The organism is Dyadobacter ginsengisoli DSM 21015, assembly GCF_059568735.1.
In genome coordinates, this window is the sequence record NZ_JCANTY010000009.1 from 171,284 (window position 1) to 197,330 (window position 26,047).

Annotated in this window: 17 protein-coding genes; 3 read left to right on the forward strand and 14 right to left on the reverse strand. The window is 50.7% G+C overall.

The window, feature by feature from the left end:
- Positions 1-246: 246 nt before the first annotated feature.
- The 7 genes from BP71_RS30000 to modA form a co-directional block, all read right to left on the reverse strand.
- Complete coding sequence (locus tag BP71_RS30000) at positions 247-4,314, reverse strand: FG-GAP-like repeat-containing protein (RefSeq protein WP_496385302.1); 4,068 nt, start codon at positions 4,312-4,314, stop codon at positions 247-249.
- Positions 4,315-4,451: 137 nt separating this feature from the next.
- The gene (locus BP71_RS30005) at positions 4,452-6,005 is read right to left on the reverse strand and encodes a hypothetical protein (protein ID WP_496385303.1); all 1,554 of its coding nucleotides are present in this window, start codon (positions 6,003-6,005) and stop codon (positions 4,452-4,454) included.
- A gap of 232 nt (positions 6,006-6,237) precedes the next feature.
- Positions 6,238-10,293, reverse strand: a complete 4,056-nt coding sequence (locus BP71_RS30010; protein ID WP_496385304.1) for an FG-GAP-like repeat-containing protein — start codon at positions 10,291-10,293, stop codon at positions 6,238-6,240.
- Positions 10,294-10,516: 223 nt separating this feature from the next.
- Positions 10,517-11,194 carry an SGNH/GDSL hydrolase family protein gene (locus BP71_RS30015; protein WP_496385305.1) on the reverse strand — a complete coding sequence of 226 codons (678 nt, stop codon included), beginning with the start codon at positions 11,192-11,194 and terminating at the stop codon, positions 10,517-10,519.
- A gap of 55 nt (positions 11,195-11,249) precedes the next feature.
- Complete coding sequence (locus BP71_RS30020; RefSeq protein ID WP_496385306.1) at positions 11,250-12,167, reverse strand: sulfate/molybdate ABC transporter ATP-binding protein; 918 nt, start codon at positions 12,165-12,167, stop codon at positions 11,250-11,252.
- Complete coding sequence (gene modB, locus BP71_RS30025) at positions 12,148-12,822, reverse strand: molybdate ABC transporter permease subunit (RefSeq protein WP_496385307.1); 675 nt, start codon at positions 12,820-12,822, stop codon at positions 12,148-12,150. The genes BP71_RS30020 and modB overlap by 20 nt, the downstream gene beginning before the upstream one ends.
- Positions 12,823-12,880: 58 nt before the next feature.
- Entirely contained in the window at positions 12,881-13,633 is a 753-nt protein-coding gene (modA, locus tag BP71_RS30030) for a molybdate ABC transporter substrate-binding protein (protein WP_496385308.1), read from the reverse strand.
- Positions 13,634-13,959: 326 nt separating this feature from the next.
- Here modA and BP71_RS30035 point away from each other — a divergent pair, with 326 nt between their 5' ends.
- From BP71_RS30035 to BP71_RS30045, 3 genes are all read left to right on the forward strand, one after another.
- Positions 13,960-15,117, forward strand: a complete 1,158-nt coding sequence (locus BP71_RS30035; RefSeq protein ID WP_496385309.1) for a pyridoxal phosphate-dependent aminotransferase — start codon at positions 13,960-13,962, stop codon at positions 15,115-15,117.
- A gap of 28 nt (positions 15,118-15,145) precedes the next feature.
- The gene (locus BP71_RS30040) at positions 15,146-16,003 is read left to right on the forward strand and encodes a prephenate dehydrogenase (protein WP_496385310.1); all 858 of its coding nucleotides are present in this window, start codon (positions 15,146-15,148) and stop codon (positions 16,001-16,003) included.
- Positions 16,004-16,267: 264 nt separating this feature from the next.
- Positions 16,268-17,035: a murein L,D-transpeptidase catalytic domain family protein gene (locus BP71_RS30045; protein WP_496385311.1), complete on the forward strand. Its 768-nt coding sequence runs from the start codon at positions 16,268-16,270 to the stop codon at positions 17,033-17,035.
- On the opposite strand, the gene BP71_RS30050 is transcribed toward BP71_RS30045, so the two are convergent.
- The 7 genes from BP71_RS30050 to BP71_RS30080 form a co-directional block, all read right to left on the reverse strand.
- Positions 17,008-18,204, reverse strand: coding sequence for a L,D-transpeptidase family protein (locus tag BP71_RS30050; protein WP_496385312.1), 1,197 nt, complete (start codon positions 18,202-18,204; stop codon positions 17,008-17,010). The two genes, BP71_RS30045 and BP71_RS30050, sit on opposite strands and share 28 nt — an antisense overlap.
- Before the next feature lie 133 nt (positions 18,205-18,337).
- Positions 18,338-20,995 (reverse strand): permease prefix domain 2-containing transporter, encoded by a 2,658-nt coding sequence (locus tag BP71_RS30055; protein ID WP_496385313.1) that lies wholly within the window; start codon positions 20,993-20,995, stop codon positions 18,338-18,340.
- A gap of 4 nt (positions 20,996-20,999) precedes the next feature.
- Positions 21,000-21,353 carry a PadR family transcriptional regulator gene (locus BP71_RS30060; protein ID WP_496385314.1) on the reverse strand — a complete coding sequence of 118 codons (354 nt, stop codon included), beginning with the start codon at positions 21,351-21,353 and terminating at the stop codon, positions 21,000-21,002.
- Between the two features lie 185 nt (positions 21,354-21,538).
- Entirely contained in the window at positions 21,539-22,477 is a 939-nt protein-coding gene (locus BP71_RS30065) for a glycerophosphodiester phosphodiesterase family protein (protein ID WP_496385315.1), read from the reverse strand.
- 16 nt (positions 22,478-22,493) lie between these two features.
- Positions 22,494-23,096, reverse strand: coding sequence for a histidine phosphatase family protein (locus BP71_RS30070; RefSeq protein ID WP_496385316.1), 603 nt, complete (start codon positions 23,094-23,096; stop codon positions 22,494-22,496).
- A gap of 2 nt (positions 23,097-23,098) precedes the next feature.
- On the reverse strand, positions 23,099-24,556 hold the full coding sequence (locus tag BP71_RS30075) for an FGGY-family carbohydrate kinase (RefSeq protein ID WP_496385317.1): 1,458 nt from the start codon (positions 24,554-24,556) through the stop codon (positions 23,099-23,101).
- A 37-nt stretch (positions 24,557-24,593) separates the two neighbouring features.
- Positions 24,594-26,039, reverse strand: a complete 1,446-nt coding sequence (locus BP71_RS30080; RefSeq protein WP_496385318.1) for an FGGY-family carbohydrate kinase — start codon at positions 26,037-26,039, stop codon at positions 24,594-24,596.
- Between the last annotated feature and the right edge of the window lie 8 nt (positions 26,040-26,047).

Here is a 26,047-nt window from a genome sequence, read left to right on the forward strand (position 1 = left end):
GTGCAGCCGGGTCGGGGTAGATAATCACCAGAGGGGTTTCGCCGGGAATATTGTGAGCGCGAAGGTTATGCTTCCGGTTGGGACTTTGGTAAGTTTGGCCTCGGGCATCAAATGATATATGGTACTCTAACTCGGCTATGTGGCTAACGGACTTATACTGTTTAGCAGACGGTCCTATGAAAAACATCTGTGATCTGCAAACGGGCACTACCACCATTGGCAGATCACAGATGTTTTGAATCAATGTTAACGAACAATAACCTTTTTCGAAGTTTGCGAACCGTCCGAATGGCCAATGACAAGAATGTAAGAGCCAGGTGCAAGCCTTTTTACATCGATTTTCGAAGTCGGGCCGTGTGATTCGATGACTACTTTTCCATGAGGAGTGAATAGCTTTACATTGCGGATTAATTCCGGTTGATTATGCTGTATATGTAGTTCATCGCTGGCCGGGTTGGGGAACACGCTGATACTTGCGTTCCACTTTTCGGTATCCGCCATCATTGCCTTCCTTTTGATAGTCTCCGACATACCGTCCGCCACTTCTTCCGGCACCGGCGCAGTACTGTTGCCCATCAGATAAGCAGGCAAATAACGCCAGGGCCCATACGCTTGTCCCGTCAGTGCCAGCACCGGATCATATTTTACCCGCACCCTAACCTTGGTGGAAGGTCCCTGCTTGTTGATCAGGTTCTTGAGTTCCATGCCAGTTGTCCCCAGGCTGGTGTAGGCATTCTGTGTCCCTGTAAATTGGGTGCTATTGGTAATGGTGTTGTTGCTGCCTTTTGAAAAGCCTTGTGCAAGCGGCTTGGTTTCCCATACCAGCTTGCCCTTGTTGCGCCCCAGGAAGGATTTGGCATAGAGGCCTGCGCCGAAGTTGTTGAGGGGGAATTGGTTATGGCTGATGGTAGTTGATAGGTCCGTGTTGTAGAGGCGGAGGTTGTTGCGGGTACCTAAGCTGCTGTTACCATAGTAAACTGAGGCTCTTCCTTCATTGATTTGACCATTATCGTATTGATGAGCACTTGCAATAACGTCACTATAACCATCACCATTGATATCGCCAGCTCCCGCAACGGAATTTCCCAGGAAAGCACTTGCTTGATTGCTTTCAACCAGTAAGTTGTAATTTCCTATGAGCCCTATGGACGATCCGAGAAACAAATAGAATGCTCCTTCGTTAGGATGACCATTTGTATAACCTAGGCTTCCGACGATCAAATCGCTGTATCCGTCTCCGTTTACGTCTCCCGCCGAAGATACGTTTCCCATGTAGCCATTTTCGACATTGCTTTCGAGCAACGTTGGCACACCGTTTGGCCCATTACTTGATCCATAATAGACAAAAATTGCGCCTTCGGCAGTTTGCCCATTTGTATAAGCTGATGCACCGATCGTTATGTCATTGAAACCGTCCCCGTTTATATCCCCAATGGCAAACGCATCACCCATCTGAGCTCCAACTATATTGCTATGTAAAATGAAAGGATTAGCTGGATTTAGACCAGCTTGTGACCCATAGTAAACAAATGCTGCGCCTTCAAAATTTTGTGCCGCCGTGTAAAAAGGTGACCCAACAACAACATCTCCATAACCGTCTCCATTCAGGTCCCCCCCGGAAACAGCATATCCTGTGTAAAAAGTGTCGGATGTGCCAGTTAGAACAATGCTGCCATTGGGATTTAAACCATTTGATTCGCCATAATAAATTAATGCTCGACCTTCGTCAAAATATTGTCCACCAACGTCGTATCCAGGCTCCCCAATTATCACATCGCTATAACCATCCTTATTTACATCTCCTGCGCAGGAAACTGATCCACCAAAATTACCTTCAAATTGAGAACCCAGAAGCGTAGTTTTCTTTGCTTTGTCTATACCTTGTTGAGATCCGTAGAATATGAATGCAGCTCCTTCATTGCCAATGGGATTATCATATAATGGTACTCCGATCACTACGTCCCCAAATCCGTCGCCATTTACATCACCGGCACTTGACACTTTACCAAGACTCGCCAAATTTTGATCACTTTCCAATGTGGTAGCCGGAATAGCTGTTAATCCTTGACTGGATCCGTGAAATACAAAGGCCGCTCCTTCCTGCGTTTGCCCGCCATCATAATTGTTAGCCGAAACAATTACATCCCCAAACCCGTCACCATTCACATCACCAGCACTGGCAACATCCCATCCAAATTGACTGTTGGGTATATTCATTTCCAAAGTAGTGACAGCAGCCTCCTTAATGCTTCTCGCCCCTCCCAACCACACAAACGCGGCCCCTTCATCAATCTGCCCCTTATCATAACCTGGCGTGCCAGCGACAATGTCGCTAAACCCGTCTCCATTTACATCCCCGGCACTCGCTACCGCAGATCCCAGATAGGCATTATTTTGGTTGCCTTCCTGCGTGCTGATGGGTGTGGCATCCAGTCCTGTGGCAGATCCCTGATAAACGAAAGCTGCGCCTTCGTTACCTTGCCCGTTATCAAACAGGTTTGCCCCTATGATCACATCCGCGTAGCCATCGCCGTTGACATCTCCGGCAGCAGCTACGGATGCGCCAAACTGTGCTCCTATCTGGTTCACTTCAAGTAGCTTGGCGATTCCGTTTCCAATGCCATTGGGCGAACCGTAGTAAATGAAAGCACCGCCCTCGGCGTTTTCTACATTGTCATACAAAAAGCCGCCAATAACCACATCTCCAAATCCATCCCCGTTCACATCGCCGGCTGCCGATACCGAATATCCAAAATAGGCCGTTGCCTGGTTGCTTTCCAGCGTCGTGACCACTCCTGCACCGATCCCTGCCGCAGACCCGTGGTATACAAATGCGGCCCCTTCGTCTTTCTCCGGTTTGTCATAGAGAAAAGCTCCCACAACCACATCGCTGAACCCGTCCCCATTCACATCTCCTGCCCCTTTGACTGAGAAACCAAACTGGGCATCGGGCTGGTTACTTTCCAGGGTAGTGCTGGCCGCACTGGCTATCCCCAGGCCGGAACCGTGGTAAACGAATGCGACGCCTTCATTGACTTGATCTTTATCATACATTGGCGCGCCCACGATGACATCGCTGAACCCGTTGTTGTTCACATCGCCGGCCAGGGCTACGCTTTGGCCCAGGTTTGCATTGGGTTGGTTGCTTTCCAGCATGGTCACTGCGTTGGTCCCAATGCCGACAACGGCCGAGCCATGGTAAATGAATGCCGCGCCTTCATTGCTTTCGTTGTTATCATACATCGGTGCGCCGACTATGACATCGCTGAACCCATCTCCATTCACATCGCCAGCGGTGGAAACGCTCGTTCCAAACTTGGCATCTTGCTGGTTGCTTTCCAGCATGCAGGCGGGCGTGTTATTCAGGCCGGTTGCTGCACCGTGGTAAATGAATGCCGCTCCTTCGTTGCTATGCCCGTTGTCATACATGGGTGCTCCTACGATCACGTCACTGAACCCGTCGCCATTGACGTCCCCGGCACTGGATACCGAAGAACCAAAATTGACCAGATCCTGATCTTTCTCCAGCAGCGTGTTGGCGTTGACAGGGTTTCCGTTGACCACCAGCGGATCGATGGTGACCGGATAAATAGCGTGTTCCACATCGACATCGATCTGGATCTTTCCATCCACAAAAGCGAGTGTGGCGGCCAGTGGATTTTTGTTCGCGTCCCAGCAATGCAGGTCGCGGTAGTACAGCTCCTGCCCGGGATCAGCTTTCGGGGAAAGTGTCAGCTCGTTGTTGCCCGTATGTGTAACTTCCATCCCCTTCGTATCCAGCCTGACTTGCAGGCTACGGGTGTCCGCGGGTGCGGTTCCGATTATAAAATTCTGCCGGACGCCACTGGTGTCATTGATATACTCTTCAATGAACCCCTTGTGCCGAATGCGAAGCCTGTTGTTCTGATGATCGGCCTTCGCCGATATTTGCGGGCTATATAACTTCCGCCCATCAGCGTAAATGCCTTCGTTGACGAGGTCGAGCCTGAAATTTTGGCCCGCTGAATCTTTGCGGTTGACGATCGTTAGCTGGCCCGGTTTGTAGTAGGCCCTGAGTCCGTGACTGCGGTTGGGGCTTTGAAGCGTATTTTTCAGGCTGTCGTAGCTGATGTGATACTCGCGTTCGGCCAGATTTTGGTGGATTTGCGCGAGGGTACTTTGCGGAATGGTTCCGCTGTCCCTTATCACCGCAGCGGCACTTTCTGTTTTAGGTTCAGAAAGGAAAGGCAGCCAATGCCTTTTCCAAACAAGGCTGGCTAACATCGTACCAGTAACCAGTATGGAAAGTAGCACTTTTAAGTAAGTGTGTTTCATCGTGATCGCAGATTGGGATTAAATGAGAAATGGGAAAGGGGCGGGTAAAGCCATTTCAAACTTCGTCATCCTATCATCCTAATAGGTAATCCGATGAGCAACAGCCACCAAGTAATGAGCCAGAGGGCGGGGCTTGTCTAAATCAATGTCTTTTTGACAAATACCTGATGGTTTTTTGTTCTCTTTACCAGCACAAATCCCTTCCGTTCCGGATGCACTAGAAAGTAGTGATAAGTGGAATCGTTTGCGAAGTAGCGATCCATTTTGTTATTGATGATGACGCAATTGATTTTGAAATCAGCCAGGCAATCGGCAAGATTTTCAGGCCGGATAATGTCATAGTAATAAAACGTCCAATCCTGACCGACGTAGCGGTCGTAGGAAAAAGGCGCATCTCCTCCTAGGGCCGAAACTGGCCCCTTTAAGTGACAATTTCTTAGCATCAAAGCAAACTCTTTGGAAGGAAGCGGCTTGTTTTGGGCACTCTCCTTGTATTTGGGGACATAAAGAAGCGTGACGAAAAACAGGTTCAGGCCTGCTCTCATGTATCCCAGGTTAATTACTCTGCCCGTAGGAAATTTTTTGAAGGTGATGCAATTACAGAGCAATGCAAGTAAGTACAAATAGAGAAAGAAGTGATACAGTACATAGTGTGTACGGGGGTAAATGAAAAAATTGGATACGTAAGTAGGTGCAAGAATGGTCAGAAACACCAGAAGAAAAGGTACATTCGTCTTAAGGGCCAGGATGACATTATGCCGGCTTTCACGATAATCCATTCGGAACAGTACCAGCAGGCCCAGCACCAAAAGCACGTATTTACGAAGTGGAAACTGTATACTATCGAAGATGATATTCTTAAAATGAAGGGGTATTATTTTGAAGTATTGAGTGATGTTCAGTTTGATATGCCAGAATACAAGCTGTGGGTCGGTAAGGATAGCATCCTTGATAGACACTAACCTGTGGCCGAAGGCAGTTGTGGTAATCTGGTTGAAGTGATTCCATGGCGATAAATTCAGTTTCGGGTGAGCATCGATATAATTGATCGAGAAATGATGCTTGAATGTCCAGAAACTTCGATCCCTCTGCCCAATAGGGGTTCCAAGGAAATATCCGCATACCAATGCAACCGTTGCCATCGTAAGAATATAGCCGAATTTTCTTTCGCGAAAACAGATGAAGCCGGTTATAACGGCAAGTAGAAAATAGCCAATATAAAGTTCGGGCCTCACATATGACGCGAGTAATGTGAATAAGGTGCATAAAAAGTATTTCCGGACAGGCCCTTCGGTGTAGGTAAAAGCCAGAAGGGATAGTAACAGAAAAATAATTGCGTAATGTGTCAGCTTGGGAGTAAGCGGGTAATTGAGGCCGGAAAACATAAACATGAGCGTGATCCACACAGCCAGCCAGAGATTAATTTTACGAGCCCTCAGAAGAAAATAGAACAGTACCATCGGCACGACGGTGGTGACGATATAATTAACGTAGTAGGTCTGGATGGCGTCATTTGTGATGAGTTGCAGTGCCAATTGAAAGACATAATACAAAGGACCGTCATCAGCGCCCCTGTATTTGCCTTTTAACAGCATCATTCCAAATGAGAAGTATAAATCATCGTCATCGGAAATAATATCAAGACGATTATTGTAATTGTAATTGATCAGGATCGCTCCTATTGCTACCATCAAAATTCCAAGGGCTTTTGGTGGTATTTTTTTTATCGTCATAGTGTGCGGGAGGTAATGGTGCGTTTGTGTGTGGACAGGCATTGTTTGATCAAACTTCGCCACGCCATCTTCCCGAAACGGAATCCGATGAGCCACGGCGCCGGATCGTTTAGTAGACGGTATTTCCGAAAATCATTAACCTGCCAGTGGCATAATGGCCATTGGCAGGTTGTTGGTGTAATGTATGATGTTAACGGACAATTACTTTTTCGGAGGCCTGCGTGCCGTCCGAATGACTAATGATGAGCAGGTAGGACCCGGGCATAATTCCTTTTATACTGAGCCTGGAAGCCGGCCCATGTGATTCGACGATTGCTTTTCCATCGGAAGTGAACAGTTTAACGTTACGAATTAACTCAGGTTGATTATGCCGGATATGCAGCTCGTCCGTTGCCGGATTGGGGAATACAGTAATACCTGCCTTCCATTTCACTGCTTCGGATAACATCGATTTCTTCCGGATCGTCTCGGACATCCCGTCGGCGACGTCCTCAGGTACGGGCGCTGAGCTTTTGCCCATCAGGTAGGCCGGAATGTAACGCCATGGTCCATACGTTTGTCCGGTTAATGCCAGTACCGGGTCATATTTCACCCGGACTCTTACCTTTGTGGAAGGCGCTTCCTTACTAATCAGATTTTTCAATTCTTTGCCCAAAAGACCAAGATTTGTGTAATACTTCTGACTGGCTGTAAATTGAGTGCTGTTGGTAATCAGACCATTAGAGGCCTGTGAAAACCCAACTCCGTTCGCCTTGGTTTCCCATATCAGCTTCCCTTTGTTACCTCCCAGGAACGATCTGGCGTACAAGCCCGCCCCGAAATCACTTTTGGCTTTCTGGCTTTGATCGAGAAGTGAAGTGAGATCTGAATTATAAAGGCGGAGATTGTTTTGCAGCCCGGTACCGGTGTTTCCATAGTAAATGTGTGCTGCATCGGCATCGGTCTGGGAGGAACTGAAATTCGGCGAGCCCACCATGACGTCGCTGTAACCATCGGCATTGATATCACCGGCACCGGCGACCGACCATCCAAAGAAATCATAGGCATCGTTTTGGTTTCCTGCAAGCATGATCGGACTGCTTTGAATACCCGATACCGAGCCTGTGAAAAGTAAGACCTGGCCCGTAGGTACAGAAGTCTGTTCATTCACAAACCAGGGAGCTCCTATGACTATGTCCGAGTAGCCGTCGCCATTAGTATCACCTGCACCCGATACCGAAGTGCCCATACCGGTACCCATTCCCGGGTCGTGAGAGAACAAGCTTGTGAAATTGACTATGTCGATTCCCGTCGCGGACCCGTAATAAACAAAAGCCGCTCCATCGGCATTATCGTAGCTTGGACTGCCGACGACTATATCACTATATCCGTCCGCATTGACATCACCCGCGCCGGATACATCCCATCCCATTTGGGCATAGGGTTGTATGCCTTTGATTGTCAACGCAGGATTGGCGACCAGTCCCGAGGCGCTGCCATGGTAAATGAACGCAGCACCGCGATCATCGTCTTCGAACGCATAGGCACCCGCGATAATGTCGCCGTATCCGTCGCCATTCACATCGCCGGCACCTGAGACCGAATTTCCCAGCCGGGCGTCGGCCTGGTCGCTTTCAACGATTTTCATTCCGGCCTGATTGGGGCCGGTAGGGGAGCCGGGATATACATAAAACGCACCCTCCTCGGACTCGCCATTGCTATAATTCGCCGCGCCCACGATAATATCAGCAAACCCATCGCCATCCAGGTCGCCGGCACCGGATACCGCAGAGCCCATCCAGGAGCCGGGTTTGTTGCTTTCCAAGATGGCTGCGGGTAACGGATTTATGCCGGAGGGAGAGCCGAAGTAAACAAAGGCTGCTCCTTCTTCATCCTGGCCGTTGTCGAAATGCATGGCACCTACTATAACGTCACTATACCCATCGCCATTGACGTCCCCGACGCCTGCCACGGAATTTCCATATTCTGCCTCTGATTGTCCGGCTTCGAGCATTACTGCGAAATTCTTGCTGATGCCGTGATTGGTCCCGGGGTAAATGAATGCAGCACCCTCGTCGGCCTGCCCATTATCATAATGCGGTGCACCGACGATGACATCGTCGTACCCGTCGCCGTTGACGTCCCCTGCGGCCGCCACTGCGTAGCCAAACCGTGACATTGCTTCGTTGCTGACAAGGGAAGACGGCAGATCGACAGCGAGCTTACCCGGGCCACCATGGAATACCAATACCAGTCCTTCATTCTTCTGGCCCTTATCGAACAGATATGCGCTGGTCACGATATCGCTGTACCCATCGCCATTGACGTCACCGGCGCTAGCCAGTGCACTGCCCATATGTGATTGGAGCTGCGTGCCTTTGATGACGATGTCCGGTTTTGATTTCAGTCCTGACGATGCTCCGTGGTAAATCAACGCCGCTCCTTCGTCCAGTAGCCCCTTTCCCCAATAGCCTGCTCCGACAAGCAGATCTGCATACCCATCGTCGTTGACATCTCCGGCACAAGCTACCGACGTGCCGAGTTCTGCATTCATCAGGTCACATTCGACCACCAGGGAAGCGTTGGTCTGGATGCCGGTTGCTGAACCATAATGAACAAACACAGCCCCTTCGTCGGATTGGCCATTATCAAAATACGATGCGGCTAAGGCTACATCTGAGTAGCCATCTCCATTCAGGTCCCCGGCACCGGCCACTGCCTTACCCAGCCGGGCGTGGGTTTGGTTACTTTCGATCACCACCGGGTTTGCGGTGTTGAGTCCGGTGGCCGAGCCGTAGCACAGAAATGCGGCTCCTTCTCCTGCCTGCCCATTCCCATACAATATTGCCCCGGCGACTACGTCGCTAAACCCATCTCCGTTCACATCTCCGGCACCGGCGACGGCTGAACCCAACCTGGCACCTATTACATTACTTTTCAAAATAGAAAAGTTGCCGGGAGCAATGCCATTTGCGCTTCCATAATACAGAAATGCCGCTCCCTCATTCATTTGGCCCTGATGAAAATAGATTGCCCCGGCAATGACATCGCTATATCCATCGCCATTTACATCGCCGGCGGGAGAAACAGCGGTGCCGAGCTGTGCATCTTCCTGGTTCTGCTCCAGTACGATGGCAGGGTTGGGTTTGATACCTTTGGCAGAGCCCAGATAGACAAACACGGCTCCTTCGTCGGTTTGCCCGTTGTGGTAGTTGGGGGCTCCGACAGTGATGTCACTGAACCCGTCCTTGTTGATGTCACCGGCGCTTGAAACGGCGAAACCCATTTGCGCATTGGTTTGGTTGCATTCCAGAATTGTCGGCACGGTGGTTGTGCCATTTGCAGACCCGTAAAACAGGAATGCCGCCCCTTCATCGCTTTGCCCATTGTCAAATAAAGGTGCGCCGGCAATGATTTCACTGAACCCGTCCCCATTCACATCTCCGGCAGAGGCCACCGAAAATCCGAACCAGGCATCCACCTGGTTGGCTTCCAAAGTCTGAGCTGCGTTGGCCGGATTGATAAACAGCGGATCAATGGTAACCGGAAATGTGGCCTTTTCTACATTGACATTAATCCGGACTTGTTGGCCAATACAGGTGAGGGATGCTATCAATGGTTGGTTGCGGGCATCCCAGCAATGGAGGTCGCGGTAAATGAGCCGTGGCTCGGGAGATTGCTCATCTCCGAAAAACAGCATTTCGTTTTGTCCGCCGCTTTTCACAATAAGACCTTCACAATCAAGCCTCACTTCCAGCTGCCTGGTCTGCTGAGGAGCCTCCCGAACGACAAAATTTTGCCGTATGCCGTTTTCATTATTGATAAACTCTTCGGTGAATGCAGGATACCGGATACCGAGCTTGTTGTGTTCGGGTAGGAGGGCTGCCGTATTGCCTGCTTCGCCAATGGGTTGGCCATCCGCAAAAATACCCCTGTTGATCAATCTGAGCCGGAAGTTGTTTCCCGCGGAGTCAATGCGGTTTTGGATCGTCAAACTGCCCGGCTGGTAGTAAGCGCGCAGGTTATGCTTCCGGTTAGGGCTTTGATGCACCTTTTTCGCTTTATCCCAGGTAATGTTGTATTCATGAGATGCGATGGACCGGAAAAGAGCCGATTGATCGGTATCCGGCAAAGTCGCCCGGGCACTTGCCCCGTTTTCAACCCCGGATGGATGCTTGTGCCTAAACGGATTGAAATAAAAGAGAATGGACATCGATGCGGCTATTGCTGTGATAGCCAGAGGGAGCGCTTTGGAAGCGTGTTTCATGGAATAGAAATTTTAAGATTAAGAGAAGTGTAAATCGGGTCGGCCGACCTTTCCTCCAATTTTGTACTAATCGTAAATTCTTCCCGAAACCAATGATCCGGTGACGTCAGTGATTATCAGACGGTAAAAATGGGTTTTCAAAAAAAATAGCCCCGGATTTAGTTTCCGGGGCATGTGAGAATAGTTGTATGTAGCGAAAATGATGTTTGCAAGTAGAGACAGGCTATTTCTGTACTAGAGCTTCCAGCATTTTTTCTGCCAGAAACTGGTTGCCGGCGTCGGTCAAATGCACGCGATCGGAGGTCAGAATGCCTTTTTCTTTGTTTTCAGGATTGTTTTGGGCCAGATAGTCGAGAAAATACTTGCGCAGGTCCAGGAGTTGCAGGCCGTTGCGTGTTGCTATCTCGCGGATAAGTTTGGAATACTGGTTCAGATCGCCGTCCTGCGCATTCGAGGCGTCATTACGCTCGCCTATTACGGTGGGCGTACAAACGATGACACGGATGTTCTGCGCCTTCATTTTTTTAATCAGTGCTTCATAGAACTTCACATATTTATCGGGGTCGGTTCCGGTTCCCGACGAAGTTTTGTGCCAAACATCATTGATACCCACATAAATGAAGACTACATCCGGCTTTTTGGCCAGCACATCGTCTTCGAGCCTTAAATAGAGATCATAAACCTTGTTTCCGCCTATACCCGCGCCGATCAGCTCGTACTGACTGTCCTGGCCTTTGGCTTTGAGCATTTCACCCACTTTGGTAATATAACCGGTTGGGCCTACACCGGCCTGAGTGATCGAATCGCCGAAGAAAACGACGCGTACAGGCTTGTCCTGGCGAAAAGCAAGCAATGGCAGCGCTAAAAATGCAACCTGTAATAGTTTGAAAAATACCCGCATGGTTGAGTGTTAAGAATGATTTTGGGAAAAAGACTGGTTGTTTGGAAAATTACCCTTATGCGCTCGGTGGGCCTTTGGTTTCGGATTTGATAATCCGAACGTCGGCATTACTGGCTGCATAATGCATTGTGAATGTGCCGCCGGGCTGTAATTGGGTTTCGAGGTGTGCAGGTACCGTGAGCTGCCTGATTTTACCGTCGATCCACGCCTGGACGGAAAGGATCTCGCCCTGTCGCTGGCAGGCCAATACTTCCCCGTAAATCATCAGGCCGTCGGGTTGGCTGGCGTCGTTCAGATAAACTTCGGCTGGTGTCCCGAAACGGACCAGTTTGCCCGTTTCCATGATGGCCACCTGGTCGGCCAGGCGGAATATTTCGCCCATGTCGTGGGTGACTAGGATGATAGAGAAACCGTGCTGACGGTGAAGTTTGAGAAGCAAATCCTGCAATTGGTAACGCATTTCCGGGTCCAGGGCGGCGAAAGGCTCGTCCATCAGCAGCAATTCCGGCTTGCGTACGAGCGCACGTGCGAGCGCGACGCGCTGCTGCTGCCCGCCCGAGAGCTGGGCCGGTTTACGGTCAGCCAGTTGCGTCAACCCGGTCGCTTCCTGCAGTTCATCCACAATTTCTGCCGATTGGCTTTCACCGAGTGCGAAACGCAGGTTTTTCCGGACGGTCATATGCGGGAACAATGCATAATCCTGAAAAACAAAGCCGATACGCCGCTTTTGGGCGGGTATGTGAATGCGCGAGGGGGTATCGAGCCAGACTTCATTTTGGAATGTAATGCGACCAGAACCCACGTGAATGAGTCCCGCGATGAGCCGGAGTAATGTCGTTTTTCCTGCACCGGAAGGCCCCGTCAATGCCAGAATGCCGCCGCTGGCAAGTGCGAAATCGACTTCCATCGGCAGGACGCCGTGCGCGGTATGCAAAGTATGCCGGATATGGACTTCAAGCTGGTTGTCGGACACGGAGCAGGCGGTTGTTAATAGAATAGACCAGCAGCAAAATAATGAAAGTGATCGCAAAAAGCACCATCGCGTAGGCGTTTGCGGCCGGGTAGTTCAGCGATTCTACCTCATTGTAAATGGCTACGGAAGCCACTTTGGTCACGCCGGGGATATTCCCGCCGATCATCAGCACGACACCAAATTCACCCACGGTATGCGCGAATGTGAGTACAAATGCCGTGAGTATGGCCGGTTTGCAGTTGGGCAGGAGCACTTGCACGAATGTCTGCCATTCGCTTTTCCCGAGCGTATAGGATGCCTCCCGCAATGACGCCGGCAGGGATTGAAGGCCTGCGCGGATTGGGTAGATCATGAATGGAAGACTGTATAAAATGGACGCGATCACCAGTCCCGGAAACGAAAAGACGAGCCTTAACCCGAAAACTTCCTCGACCCAGGCACCAAACCAATGCGACGGGCTGAATGCCAGCAGCAAATAGAAACCGATCACCGAAGGCGGCAGCACGAGCGGCATGCCGATCAGCGCTTCTACCACGCCACGGCCTTTGAACTTCCCGAAAACCAGCCAATAGGCGATCGGCATGGCGATTACGAGCAGCAGGACCGAGGTAATGCTGGCGAGTTTGAACGTTAGTAGTAATGGTTGGGTGTCCAATTTTAGTTTTGAATGACTGAATGACTATACTTTGACCTCACCTGACCACCTCTGACATTTACTCATAACCATACCGTTTGAAAATTGCCTTTGCTTTGGCTGAATACAGAAATTTGTAAAACTGTTCGCTGGACGCTTTTTTGGGAGAGTCTTCGCTGTGTTTTAATAAGATAGCGGCTTGTTGAATGGGTTTGTAAAGCGCCGGGTCGACGAGTATATAATGCCCCTTTCCCTTCATTTCCGGCGATAATACGATGGATAATGCATTGAAACCGGCTTCTACGGACCCTGTTGTAATATACTGCGCGGTTTGGGCGATGCTTTCACCGTATACCAGTTTCTTTTCCGTTTGGCCGTAGAGTTTCAATGCATTCAATGCCTGCACGGCCGCCTCGCCGTATGGTGCCGTTTGTGGATTGGGAACAGCTATTTTTTTGACTTTTTCGGTAAGGAGTATCGCCGGTTTGAGGTCGGTTTCTGTGATGTCTTTCGACCAGAGGACTAATGTACCCGTGGCGTAAACTTCCGGTTTTTGGTCGGAGCCGCCGTTTTTGAAGATTTCTTCGGGGTATTTGGTATCGGCTGAAACGAACACGTCGAACGGCGCGCCTTCGCGGATTTGCGTTGTGAGTTTGCCGGAAGATGCTACTACGATCTCGATCTTTTTGCCTGATTCTTTCTCGAATTCCTTTTGGATTTCCTTCATCACATACTGCACATTGGCGGCAGTAGCGACGACGATTTTGTCCGAAGGTTTGGAGCAACCGGCCAGAAATGCAGCGAAAAGGACGAGGTTACGTAGTTTGTTCATGCCGCAATTTAGATAAAAATGGATTATATAAATGGGCATCCAGGCAAGCAGGAGACCCCGCCGGGGCCGGTCGGTAATTTGCATTCCTGTATGCTACAACCAGGTTGTCGCTCCAGGACGACATCTGGCGATAGATAAGGGCGCCGGAGGCGCATCCTGTTTATAGCAAAACTGCGTCAAATCACGCATTGGCCCCGGCGGGGCCTCCTTACATCCCGTGTCGTTCGCGAAATTGTCGTAAATTGCGCCCCGTTTCGCCGGGGTGTTCCGGACGGAATTATTAATAGCTGATGGCCAATGGCTAAAAGCACAATTTTATCACCATAATGATTATAGAAACTGCACAGCGCACCAGGCAGACATCGGAATACTACTTTTCGGTGAAACTGGCAGAAGTGCGCAAACTGATTGCCGAAGGGCATGACGTCATTAATCTGGGTATCGGAAACCCGGACATGATGCCCTCAGTAGAAACTCTGAAAGCATTGACCGATGCTGCCTATCAACCGCAGGCACATGGTTATCAGCCTTATACAGGCACCCCGGCTTTCAGAAAATCAGTTGCAGATTTTTATTATCGCACCTACGGCGTTACACTCGATCCTCATACTGAAATATTACCCCTCATTGGTTCGAAAGAAGGTATTACCCATATATCGCTGACATTCCTGGATCCCGGTGACGAGGTGCTGGTGCCGGAGCTGGGTTATCCTGCCTATCGCGCCGTGAGCCAAATGGTCGGTGCGATCGTGAAGGAGTATCCGCTCCGTGAAGATTACGGCTGGCAGCCCGATTGGCAAACGATGGAAAGCCTCGTGACGCCCAAAACGAAAATCATGTGGCTCAATTACCCGCATATGCCTACGGGTGCGCCTGCGACGCGCGAGTTGTTCGAAGAAGCGGTTGCTTTTGCCAAAAAGCACAGGATTTTGCTTTGCCACGACAATCCGTACAGCCTGATCCTGAATAAGAAAGCACCCATCAGCTTGTTGTCGGTGGACGGAGCGAAGGAAGTGGCGATCGAGCTGAATTCGATGAGCAAGTCGCACAATATGGCAGGCTGGCGGATGGGATGGCTTTCCGGCGCGAAGGAATACATCAGCGCCGTGCTGACGATCAAGAGCAATGTCGATTCGGGGATGTTCTGGGCAATGCAGGAGGCTGGTGCGACGGCATTGCGCAACTCTGATGAATGGCATGCCCAACGCAATGCAGTATATCAGGGCCGTTTGGAAGCTTCGGAAGCACTTTTGAAGACGCTGGGTTGTACCTGGGACGATAAGCAGGAAGGTATGTTCCTCTGGGGCAAGCTGCCCGATTCCACGGAGTCGGCGGAAGCGCTCGTGAACAGCCTGCTCGTTGAAAAGCACGTTTTCATTGCACCCGGCTTCATTTTTGGTCCGAAAGGCCAGCGTTACATCCGTTTATCATTGTGTTTGCCAAAAGAAAGAATCTGGCAGGCCGTGGAGCGGATCAAAGGGTAATTGGGATTGATATTCTAAATTCAATATAATGATAATCAGCATTATAGGGGTCGGCCTGCTGGGTGGGTCGTTTGCCCTGGGACTGCGTGAGAAATACCCGCACGTGAAATTCGTGGGTGTGGATAATTCGGCAGTCAATCAGAAAATAGCATTGGCGAAAGGCATCGTGGACGAGATCCTGACGCTGGACGAAGCATTGCAGGTTTCAGAGCTGAATGTACTGGCGACACCGGTGGACGCCATTACCAAGCTGCTGCCGTACATGCTCGATCACCTGCCTGACGGCCGGACGATCACCGATCTGGGCTCTACCAAAGAGCTGATCTGCAAACTCGTCGACAAGCATCCGAAACGCGGGCAGTTTGTAGCTGCACACCCCATGGCAGGTACCGAGAATTCAGGTCCGGGAGCGGCGTTTAAAGAATTGCTGATCGATAAAAACGTGATCATCTGCGACAAGGACAAAAGCAATTCCGACTCGCTGGGACTCGTGGAAACGTTCCTCCGCGATGCCGGTATGAAAATCCATTACATGAAGCCTGTAGAGCATGATCTGCATCTGGCATATGTGTCCCATTTGAGCCACATCAGCTCATTTGCATTGGGAATGACCGTGCTGGATAAAGAACGCGACGAGCGTGCGATCTTCGATATGGCAAGCACCGGGTTTTCTTCCACAGTTCGTTTGGCAAAAAGCTCGCCCCAAATGTGGGCCCCGATTTTTGACCAGAACAAAAAGAATGTTTCGAAGGCATTGGGCGATTATATCGAGCTGCTGAAAAAGTTTAAAGAGGCAATAGACGGCCGTGATATGGACGCCAGCCTTTCTTATATGGCCCGGGCAAATGATATCGGACGGGTTTTGGCGGGGATTGAGAAGAAATGATGAATTTTGAGTGATTGAATGACTGAATGATTGAATGAGTCGCCGTGGAACGGGGAATGAGTGAATGAATGGGGTAATTCTGGTCAGGAAATAGTCAGGTGTAGTCGAGAATTGTTTCTTGTAAATAATTGATAATTAGTATATTGCAAATGGTTCTGAAATTTTTCGGAACCATTTGCGTTTTAAGACCTGTTAGGTTAGGGTCGCCTGGCGACGCATCTTCTTGATTGATTTTGAAGCACATACTCAATAAAACAATTAGAAATGACAAAAGCGCATGGGGTTTTGGTGGCGGTATTGATAGCAGCAGGCATTTCATTAGGTGTTCACCGGGCCGACTCACTTTCCAATCTTTCTACTACAAAAAAAATGCCGGTCGCGAAAATCGACTCGGTTGTTACCCGTTCCGAATGGATTTCATTGTATGACTCGCTGGGCTTGAAAAAGCAAGGCTTGTCGGAACGTGCATTCTATTGTGCATGGTTTGGTTTTCAAAAAATCAAACTCGATAACCCGATCATGGCGATCTGCGACTTTACGCAATCGTCGCGCAATAAGCGGCTGTATGTCATTGACTTAATTAAAAAGAAGGTGCTTCTGAATACTTATGTAGCGCATGGCCGTAACTCGGGAAATGAGTTTGCGGAGCGCTTTTCCAATGCGAATTCCTCTTTTCAATCCAGTTTGGGCTTTTATAAAACATTAGGCACTTACCAGGGCAAGCATGGTCTTTCGCTTCGGTTGGAGGGGCTTGAAAAAGGCATTAACGACCGTGCATTGGAACGGGCTATCGTGATGCACGGGGCGGATTATGTGAGTGAATCATTTATCAAAAATACCGGCAGACTCGGCCGCAGCCTTGGTTGCCCCGCTGTTTCGCTCGCCGACTCCAAAAAGCTGATCAATCTGCTTTACAATGGCGCCGGGCTCTTTATTTATTCCGGCGATCAGCATTATATCCGGGAATCCTCTTTGCTGGCGGGCATGGAAGCAATGGCCGACGTTCAGGCATTGGGCGTCTCGCGTTTGTAAACATCCGGGAAATACATCAAATCGCCTTTTGGATTACAGTCCGCAGGCAAATACAGCAAAAATACCGGAACCCTCTCTTTGAGTTTATGCCATTTGGGCGGGTGCGAAACGGTATCGGGCTCGGTAAGAAAATCACTGTCGAGCAGTTTCGTGCCGGCCATGTAGTTGGCCAGGTCGGTGGGGTGTTGCACGCGAACGCACCCGTGGCTGCGCCAACGCTGGTTGCTGGTAAACAAATACCTCGCATTGGTGTCGTGCAAGTAAATCGAAAGCGGATTTTTAATTTCTACTTTCAACAGCCCCAATGAATTGTCCTCCCCGGTTTCCTGCCTGAAACGGTAAGGGAATTTTTCAGCGCTTAGGTCGCCCCATTCCAATTCTTCGGGGTTAATCGCCTGCCCGTCCTTGTCGATCACCTGAATGCGGTTTTTAGCCAGATATTCGGGGTTTGCCGCGGCTTTCGGGAAAATCTCTTTAATAGCAATGCTTTTAGGCACATTCCAGTACGGATGCGTGACGATGCTTGTCGCGTAGGTGTCGATCGTAGGCGTAGGCGTATCGCGCTTACCCACGACAGTGCGCATGGTGAGCACATGCTGGCCGGCCGAATCCATCGCGGTCAGGTAAGCGCCCCGGATATTGACCACTACGAACCGCGGCGCGCCCTGAATTTGCCGGCGAATCCAGCGGTAGGCATTCAGGGTTTGAGCCACATATGCCGCGCTGTCCTTTTTTTGTTCCTTCAATAACCGGGTATAATGGATTTTCAGGTTATGGTAAACCGGGAAAACCGGTTCCAGCTTCTCCAAAACCTTTTCCACAGATTGCCCGTCGACAAGCTCCTCAGCCGCATCGCGTATCAGCGTTGTGTCGGCTTTGATTTTTTTCTGGGTAAACCGGATGGTGGGTTTGTGGCCGAACGCGATTTCTTCCAGCAATCCGAACACCGGCTGCGTGCCGGCCTTCGCCTCGAATTTGTGCGTATCGATCCCCGCATTGCCGGCGAGGTCGAGTAGTTGCTGATAGGTTTTCTTTTCACTGATCGCCTCGGCGAGCTCCTGATCAGTCATTTCCTTCGGGTTTTTCCGGCAGGATTGCATGATCGCGAGCGTAAAAAGAATCAGGAGGGGGATGTACCTGGCCTTGCCCAGGCCTGAGAGCATTTGCATGAGGGGTGTTGATTTTGTTGCTGGCAAAAACAGTACAATTGTCATGCTAACTTAAAAACCGCACACGCTTGCTGCCAGCAGCTCAAAAATGGGGAATTAAAGTGGCATCGCTGTACTTTAATTCCCTATAATGCTATTCGTTCCTCAGGCTGCGAACGGGGTCCGCAGTAGCGGCGCGGATAGCCTGAAAGCTCACCGTTCCGATCGTCACGACTAATGTTGCTACCCCCGTCACTACAAACACCCACCAGTTGATCTGCGTCCGGTAAGGATAATTTTCAAGCCATTTCTGCAATGCATACCAGGCCAGCGGCGACGCCACGACAATGGCGATCAGCACGAGTTTGACAAAATCCTTTGAAATCAATCCTACAATAGCCGCAACCGAAGCTCCCAGTACCTTGCGGATGCCCACTTCCTTCGCCCGCTGCTCGGCTGCCTGTACTACCAGCCCGAAAATGCCCAATGCAGAAAGGAACATCGTCAGCCCGCTGAAAAAGAGGAAGAGCTGGTGGAGTTTGGATTCGGCTTCGTATTGTTGCCGGAGCTGCTCTTCCACGTTGTTGATTCGAAGTAGTTTATCCGAGAAAAACGTTTTCCACAACCGTCGAATACCTTCTTCGACCTGCGTTTCGGTATCTGGCTGAATGCGGATGAGCATACCGGCATACTCCGGAGATTTTTGAGCGAGAATGAGGGTGGGTTTCATTGGTTCATAAAGCGATTCATTATGAAAATCCCCAACTACTCCCACGGGTACGGAATGGGCATTATTTACCTTGGTGTCAAGTTGCTTGATTCTCAGTATTTTCGAAGCCGAGGCGGTCATTAATGAGTTTTGGTTCGTCTGGGCTTCTGCAAATTTGTCGAAACCTTTTTTTTGCAATGAATCAGCATTCAAGGCATCGGCAAAATGGTCGCTGAACATACGGCCTTTTACGAGTTTCAGTCCCAAAGTTTGGGGCAGATCCACGTCACCGACGATGTACCAGATGCTGATAGGGCGGTCTGTATTGGCCGGGTCGGGTACATTTCGCTGCATATTGCCGCCGCCTTCGGTAGGGAGCCACAGGGACATGCTGCTGCGCAATACACCCGGGATTCGTTGTAATTCGGCTTTAAAAGCGTCTCCCTTGCCTTCCCACGAAATTTGTTCTATGCTTAGCAAACCAGTCTTTTGATAGCCAAGTTCTTTGTTCTTCATGAGATCGAGTTGTTGCCGGACCACGAATGTGGCAAGCAGCACAATAATTGAAATGGAGAATTGCGCCACTACCAGCATTTTGCGAAGACCATTCTGACTGAACGATGAAGTGAGGGTGCCCCGAAGTGTATTGGCAGGTTTAAAGCCGGATACCATCCAGGACGGATAAAGTCCTGTTAGTAATGCAGTAAAGAAAATCGTTACCAATGCCATCGTGGTCATGGGGAGACTGGCTGTGAACGTGATGATAAGCTTATGGCCCAAAAAGCTTTCTATCGGCGCTAGTGTGAAGTAATATGCAAAAAATGCAATGCCGACGGATATCCCGAAAAGAAGTAGTGTTTCCGTCAGTAACTGAACAATCAATTGTAAGCGCGATCCGCTTAGTATTTTCCGCACCCCGGCTTCCTTCAAGCGCGTGAAAGCCCTGGCTGTGCTGAGGTTGACAAAATTGATGCATGCGATAAAAAGTAATAGCAGTGCTACCCCCGTAAAAATGTAGATCGTGCGGACGTTGGCCTGGACGCTTTGCCCTTGGGCGAAGTCGGAGTGGAGGTAGACATCTTTTATCGGCTGAAATTCAAACTGTTCCCGACCTTTGTTATTCATGAAAGTGGTATACCACGCATTGATTTTGCGCGTAAATGCGTCAATATCGGTTCCCGGTTTCATTAGTATGTAATTTCTGCCGAAAGACGTGATTCCACTGTTAGTCAAAGGCTCTGTTTTGGTGGATTTCAACCGTATCGCATCGGCGCGAAGATGACTGTTATACGGAAGGTCTTCGATCAGTCCGGTAATTTCGTAAGGCGTGGGGCCGGAGCTGAATGTGGGTATATCATGAATGACTTTTCCGATCGGGTCCTGGCCGGGAAACATATTAGCTGCGTAGGACCTTGTTACGAGCAAACTCCATTTGCTCTTTGTCGAACGCTGGAAACTTCCGGCAAGCAACTTTAAGTCCAATATTCGGCTGATCATCGTATCAGCTGTAAGTATATGTGTTTGCCGGCCGTCCGGGTCTGTGGGATGGATTTTAAACTGTATGTCGTGGGCGGAAAGCGGCGACCAGGAATCCACTTCGGGATAATTTTTTTGCAATTCAGGAGCGAGGTTCTCCGGCGAAGATGAAGAGCGTTCCATAAGGTCGCTGCCCATTTTGCTGACGGTAACAATCCGGTAAATATCATCCTTCCTGCTCCATTGCCTGTCATATGACAGACTATCAATCACCACCGTAGCCACCATCATGCAGGCCCAAAGCCCGATAGAAAGCCCTGTGACGTGGATCAGCGAGTAGCTGCTGTTTTTGAGCAATACCCGTGAGCCGATCTTGAAATAGTTACGGAGCATTTCGGGGTTGAATACGGATGGTGAACGGTAAGCCGAGGGTTTGCGCTTCATGATCGATGGGCGCAGTAATGCGCTTACCTCGCGGATGAAAAACCAGTTGGCCTTGCGCGCGCCGGTGCGTCGATGACGCAATGCGTAACGCTCCTGGAGGTCACCCAGCAATTCCTCGCGGAGGTGTGGGGCGCAGATGCGGGTTGCCAGTTTGTTGAGCCAGCGGGGAGGGAGTGGTTGCATCGGGTCAGCTGTTTGAAAATTGGAGTCCCAGTTTCGTTAATTCTGTGTCTGCAATGCGGTTCCAGAGGCTGTTCCTGACATTGCGCACATCGCTCAGGATTTTCCCGCCGTAGTTGGTAAGCGCGAACAGCCGTTTTCTCCTTCCACCTCGCTCCTGCGTGGCTTCGCCGAGCTGGGAGGTCAGGCAGCCTTTTTGTTCGAGGCGCTGCAACGCGGCATGTACCGCTCCGGTGCTCACCGGCTGACCGGTTTCCCTTTCCAGCTCTTCGGCAATCATCACCGAATAGGCGCCCGGCGACAACGCTGCCACAGCCAGCAATACTATTTCTTCAAATTCACCCAGGTCGCTTCGTCTCATGGATATTCAGGTCAGATTTTATTTCATCTATTTCCGTATGTAAAATATCCTGCCAGCTTTGGGAAAGTGTGTTAGCGTTGAATTTAAGCCTATTAAAATCAAAAACCCTGTTCAAAAGCGGACAGCGGACGTCCGCCCTTGTACAGGGCTAAAGAAGAATGCAGGTTAGGATTATGCCCGTAAGCCTATTTTTTACCGAACAGCTTTTGCTTCGGGCTGCTTTTCTGCGTGTATGCCTTCACGGCCTCGGCTGCTTCGATCGGCAGGTCGGATTCGAGAATCGAAGCGCCGTCCTGTGCAATGGCCAGGTAAGCTGCTTTTCGCTCTTCCGGTGTTTTCAGCTTGTCATAGGACGATGCCGCTGAGATCATGCACATTGTTCCTTTTTTGTGCAGCAATGCATACAGCTCCTTGTTCTCGGGCTTTACATGGGGTCCAATGTAAGCGATCATCTGGTTGAACGGAACCCCGGCTTTCTCGTAATCCTCGTACTCTTTCATATTCCGGACGAATGCCGAGAAAGTGTGGTTTTTGTTTTGAGAAAGATAGTAAGTCATTTCGGCAGCGCTGTGGACGGTAAGCATCACGAAAGCGTCTGCGTTGTGCTTTTTAATCAGTGCGGCGGTCATCGCGAGCGGAACGTCCTTATGATCGAGATTGAGTACGGTTTTACCGCGTGCCCATTCAATCACCTCCGAAAGCGTCGGGATCGGGAAGTTGGTCACGTTGCCTTCTGCGTCTTTCAGTCGGATTTTTTTCAGCTCCTCGTAGGTGTAGTCCGAGAGTTTACCCTTGCCCGTGGTCGTGCGGTCAAGGGTGGCATCGTGCATGAGCACCATCACGCTATCCTTCGTCAGGCGCGGATCGATTTCGAAGAATGCCGGGGTGTGTTTCAATGTATTTTCAAAAGTGGCGATGGAGTTTTCAGGAAACCCTTTGACCATTCCCCCGCGATGGCCGGCTATCAGCATGATATCGTTGTCGGTATATTTGAAAAGGGCATGCAGGTCTTTGGCCGATTTGATTTTTAGTACATTCATTTTGGCCTGAGACCAGGCAGGTAATGTGACCGAGACAGCCAGCAGGGTCGAACAGACAAGCGGTTTGAAATAGTTCTTTTTCATATCGATGGATTAAAAATCAGGAACGGCAGTTGAGTTTGAGCAGACTGAATTCACCCTGCGCATCCAGATTGAATAATGTAATGGAAGAATTTTCCTGGACGATCTGCCGGTAGTTTTTAAGCGGCATCCCCAGTTTCCACGCCATGTAAAAGCGATTAACCGCATTATGCGCCACCACGAGAATGGTCCCCGAGGGGTGTTTTTGTAAAGCTTCGTTGAAAAAATCGTCCACCCGTGTGACGATCTCGACGGCCGTCTCTCCCGTGCCACCTGCACGCGCGTAGTCGGGTTCTTGCGCCCAGGCGTTCCAGAGTGCGGGGTTTTCGGCGATGAACTCCTCCCGGGTCTTGCCCTCCCATTCACCGAACGACGCTTCAATGAGCCGGTGGTCAACGATGACGCCAGGGTAGTTGACGGATGCGATGGTGGCGGTGTGGTGCGCCCGTTGCAGGGGAGAAGTATATACGGCGTCGAAGGTAATATCTTTCAGCAAAGTGGCTGCCTGGTGCGCCTGTTGGACACCTTTTTCAGTCAACCCGATGTCAGTGGTGCCACAATAGCGGTTGCCGTCGGCATTCCAGAGCGTTTCTCCATGACGGAGCAGATAAACATGAAGCATGGTCAATGGGTTTTGATGACTTCTCCGGAAATGAATCCTTTTTCCGTCAAAGTTTGAATAAAATTCCGGTATTGCTGCTCGTAGGCCGCGGAAAGGACCGGGTCGGGCAGGACCGTTTTTTCAATGTGCGTCATGGCAGCCGATGCCCGGGTAAGTGTGCCGAAGTGCGCACCGGCGGCCGCGACGATGGCTGCTCCTGCGGCACCGGTCACATTGCCGCATTTGTGGACAGGCCGGTTGAGGACATTGGCGCGGATCGTTAGCCAAACCTCGCTATTGCTGCCTCCACCGGCAGTGTACACAGCGTTCACTTGCTCGCCGGACAGGCTCTCAATCAACTCGTACGCGTAGCGCTCCACGCAGGCGACACCTTCCATGTTGGCGGTAAAAAGCATCTCACGACGGGTATTTCCGGGTTCAAAGCCCCTGGCCTGAGGCGCGATAAATGGGAAGCGCTCTCCTTGCTGTAACAAGGGATAGGCAATCAGTCCGGTGGGGATTAGGGCAGCAGCGGCCTTATTTAATACTGGCAGGTTGTCCGCAAAACCTGCCGAAATCCAGTCGGCGCCGATATTGGCAGCCCCGCCGGGCATCCAGTAGCCTTCGGGATGGCGGTGGCTGTATAGCCGTCCTTCGGGATCTCGTACTTCCCTGATGGTTACTCCCTTGACGACCAGGGTGGTGCCGATGGTGGTGTTCCAGTCGCCCGGCTTCACTGCCCCGGATGCTACCTGTGAAGCGCAGCCGTCGGTCATGCCGGCAATGACCTGTATTTCGGACAAGCCGAGTTGGCTGCTTAGTTCGGGGAGCAGGGTGCCAATGCGGGAGCCTGAGGGGACGACAGTTTGCAGCCATTCCTTTTGCAAGGGCAAATGTTCGGACAGGTAGGCAGGCCATTCGGCATTCGCAACGTCGAAGCCGGATTTCAATGCATTGGCATAATCGGTTACCGAATAGTCGCCGGAGAGTTTGCCGATGATGAAATCGGTCGCGTGAACCCAGGTTTTGATCTGCGCGGACCGCTCAGGGAAATGGTTAACATACCAGACCATTTTGGAAAGACCGCTCGAAGCATTGAAACCGGTATAGCCGTCGGGGTGATATCTTTCCGCTGTCTCGCGGCATTGTTTTCCTTCCGCGGCTGAGCGGGCGTCGCTGTACATCAATGCGTTGTGCAGCGGCTCGTTGTTCTTGTCGAGCGGGATCACGGTGCCGGATGTCGAAGTGACGGAAATGGCTTTGATTTGACTCAAATCAACATTTTTCCGAACCGAAATCAGCATATTTTGAAGACATTCCCATACCGACTCCCACCACATTGCCGGAGACTGTTCTTCCCGCGAATGCGGCGTGAGTGGAAAACCCTCTTCGCTGCTTCCGATCGTACTGCCCGCGTCGTTCAGCAGCAGCACGCGCACGCCCTGGGTTCCGACATCGATTCCTAAAAAATATGAATGCATTGATCTAAAATGGTTATTGGGATAATGTGCGAATCGTTTAATGCCCGATTTTGAATGCAGTCCTCGCCCGTTTCCATTCGGCTTGCCAATCGAGGTAAGCGCTGGTGCCATCCGGGGCGACGGTTTCCAGCGTTTCGGGAGTCGGGTTAGCTATTCCCAATGCATGGTTGCAGGCCGTTACGCCACCCGATACCGATGCCTGGCGGTAATTGGACCGGATCATCACTTTTTTACCTAATAAATTGGCAATGAACTGCCGCAGCAAACGGCTTTGCACGCCGCCGCCGCACATCCAGACGTAGTCCTGGTCGTGGCTGGTTACTTCGCACAGAACCCGATAATTCTCTGCAATGCTGCACGCAATGTCCCACAATGTCGCCCATACGAAATGTCCGCGGCTCAGCTGGTGCGATACGGGTGTATTGAAAATGAAACCGCCACGGATCAGCGGAGATTTTTCTCCGGCCAGCAGCGAACCCAATGCGGCCACACAATGCGTATCCCCGATGGCAGACACTTCCTGTTCGATCAGCTCGTAGGGCTCGTTGGGGTAAAATATTTCTTTCAAACGCTGGTAATTCAGTCCCGTTACGCCTGCATTGGCTTCCAGCAGGAAATGGGTAGGGTCGGTGTGGCGGTTGGTCCAGGTGCGATCCAGTGCATCGGTGACATAATGATCCTCGATCTTGATAATGGGTGTTGTGGTGCCCGAAACGATCACGACGTCGTCTGCCGATGGCTGCAAACTCATGATCGCCAGTTGGGTGTCCGATCCTCCCACCACAATATCGGCTGCTTCCGGAATTCCCAGTTCCTGTGCTATTTCGGGTAAGATTCTGCCTAGCAAGGTGCCGGAATGCACGAGTGGAGGCAGCAATGCGGAATCGATCTGGTAGGTCTCGCAAAGCTTGTCGGACCAGTCTCCCCGGGCTACGTCATAAAGCAAAGTTTCAGATGCCTGCGAGTGCTCGTAGCCGGCCACCCCGCAGAATTTAAACTGCGCCCAGTCGCTGATGCTGGTGAATGCCGAGACCTGTTGCCATAGTTCAGGGCGGCCATGCCGGAGGCCTACCAGTTTCAAAGCCGAAAAAAGCGAAGTGGGGTAGCGGCCGGTGAGCAGGTATATGTCGTGTTTGTCGGGTGCTATTTCCTCCCATTCACGACCACGGTGGTCAATATTGGGCATCCCAATGAGTGATTCGCCGTTTTTGCCCAGCGCCACGATGCCTTCGCGCTGGCTGGTGGCGGTGATGGCGGTAATTGCTATGGAGCCGGCCTGGGCAATGACCGATTTTGCAAGATTTTTGATGGTATTCCAAAGCGCGTCCGCATCGAAGAAGATGGATTCCGGATAGTTGTGATCCTTTTCGTACCGCATATCCGCGCTCGCCACACCGAGTATTGTGCCTGTGGTATCGGCAACCGCCACCCGTACATTGCCGGTTCCGATGTCCGCGATCAGGTAAGCCTGTTTGAATGTCATTGTTTTTT

Excerpts from the sequence above, each read along its gene's own strand:
- BP71_RS30000 (WP_496385302.1), bottom strand. The coding sequence starts at position 4,314 with ATGAAACACACTTACTTAAAAGTGCTACTTTCCATACTGGTTACTGGT.
- BP71_RS30005 (WP_496385303.1), bottom strand. The coding sequence starts at position 6,005 with ATGGTAGCAATAGGAGCGATCCTGATCAATTACAATTACAATAATCGT.
- BP71_RS30010 (WP_496385304.1), bottom strand. The coding sequence starts at position 10,293 with ATGAAACACGCTTCCAAAGCGCTCCCTCTGGCTATCACAGCAATAGCC.
- BP71_RS30015 (WP_496385305.1), bottom strand. The coding sequence starts at position 11,194 with ATGCGGGTATTTTTCAAACTATTACAGGTTGCATTTTTAGCGCTGCCA.
- modA (WP_496385308.1), bottom strand. The coding sequence starts at position 13,633 with ATGAACAAACTACGTAACCTCGTCCTTTTCGCTGCATTTCTGGCCGGT.
- BP71_RS30035 (WP_496385309.1), top strand. The coding sequence starts at position 13,960 with ATGATTATAGAAACTGCACAGCGCACCAGGCAGACATCGGAATACTAC.
- BP71_RS30040 (WP_496385310.1), top strand. The coding sequence starts at position 15,146 with ATGATAATCAGCATTATAGGGGTCGGCCTGCTGGGTGGGTCGTTTGCC.
- BP71_RS30045 (WP_496385311.1), top strand. The coding sequence starts at position 16,268 with ATGACAAAAGCGCATGGGGTTTTGGTGGCGGTATTGATAGCAGCAGGC.
- BP71_RS30050 (WP_496385312.1), bottom strand. The coding sequence starts at position 18,204 with ATGCAAATGCTCTCAGGCCTGGGCAAGGCCAGGTACATCCCCCTCCTG.
- BP71_RS30055 (WP_496385313.1), bottom strand. The coding sequence starts at position 20,995 with ATGCAACCACTCCCTCCCCGCTGGCTCAACAAACTGGCAACCCGCATC.
- BP71_RS30060 (WP_496385314.1), bottom strand. The coding sequence starts at position 21,353 with ATGAGACGAAGCGACCTGGGTGAATTTGAAGAAATAGTATTGCTGGCT.
- BP71_RS30065 (WP_496385315.1), bottom strand. The coding sequence starts at position 22,477 with ATGAAAAAGAACTATTTCAAACCGCTTGTCTGTTCGACCCTGCTGGCT.
- BP71_RS30070 (WP_496385316.1), bottom strand. The coding sequence starts at position 23,096 with ATGCTTCATGTTTATCTGCTCCGTCATGGAGAAACGCTCTGGAATGCC.
- BP71_RS30075 (WP_496385317.1), bottom strand. The coding sequence starts at position 24,556 with ATGCATTCATATTTTTTAGGAATCGATGTCGGAACCCAGGGCGTGCGC.
- BP71_RS30080 (WP_496385318.1), bottom strand. The coding sequence starts at position 26,039 with ATGACATTCAAACAGGCTTACCTGATCGCGGACATCGGAACCGGCAAT.